This window comes from Metabacillus niabensis (assembly GCF_902829255.1).
GTDB classification, from domain to species: Bacteria; Bacillota; Bacilli; order Bacillales; family Bacillaceae; genus Metabacillus; species Metabacillus niabensis.
In genome coordinates this window covers 1-998 of the sequence record NZ_CADEPK010000191.1, presented here as the reverse complement: position 1 = coordinate 998, position 998 = coordinate 1, and the positions used below count along the sequence as shown (strand labels likewise).

At 26.9% G+C, this 998-nt stretch carries 1 protein-coding gene and 1 pseudogene; both read right to left on the bottom strand.

What is annotated here, in order from left to right; all coding sequences use genetic code 11:
- Nucleotides 1–213, bottom strand: a 213-nt coding sequence (locus tag HU235_RS12865; RefSeq protein WP_174880458.1) for a hypothetical protein, incomplete at its 3' end; no start/stop codon positions are given.
- A gap of 42 nt (nt 214–255) precedes the next feature.
- A pseudogene (locus HU235_RS12860) lies at nt 256–998 on the bottom strand (lipopolysaccharide biosynthesis protein); the annotation flags it as partial.

Below are 998 nucleotides of genomic sequence, written 5' to 3'. Positions count from 1 at the left end.
AATATATACATTCTGATGTTTTATTATTTTTGTTGATAATTCATCTATATATTTTTTATCAATATGAATATAAACATCAGCTGTGTCTTTAGATATTAGTTGTTCAATAAATGTATTTACTTGTTTTGGATTTTTATGGACTTGTAACATATAGGCTATTCGCAACTGAGATTGACTAATTTCATTCATTAGGTTATCCCCTTTACTGTTCATCCTTAGCCCCCTAAATAGCTTATAAAATAATTGCATATATTATTAAGCTATTTCAGCAACTTTCTTTCGAGTATATTTTTTCATAATTGCTTTTACTATACTTAATAAATAATTAAACTCCACAGAGCCTTTAAAGATTAAATAAAAAATAAAATTTGGAACGATTATACATATTAGAATACGTACGATTATTTCAAGCAACAGCTTATCTTGAAAAAATAATGAACCTATAGCATCTGTAATTATTGCTGACATGAATACTAGAACAGTAAATTGAAAATATCTTAGGAAATAAATTTTAACTGATTGATTAAATACGTATTTAAAAATAACGTAAGGATCGTACCAAAAATAGGTACAAAATCTGCTAATAACAGTCCCCAATATAACCCCTGCTATTCCTATCTGATTAGCTAAAATTATTGAAAATATAATATTGATAATTACAGCAATGACAGGCCTATATCTCCCTTTATTAAACAACCCGGTTGTATCTCTAAATGTTGTAGGTGCATCTTGCATTCCTGTCGTATAAAAGTTAACTAGTATAGCAAAAACGATATATTTATTAAATATATATTGTTCACCTAGCCATATTGTGATAAAAGGATTAATTAAATTCCAAAGACATACAACAAAAAATCCGTATATCCAGAAATTCGAGAAATTTAACACTCGAAAAATAAAATATTTCTTTTCTTGACCTTCTTTTGCAATGACATTCCCCACGCTAGCAGTAATTGAATAAAAAATATAACCTAAAAATGTAGTTAACGTTGTAATGA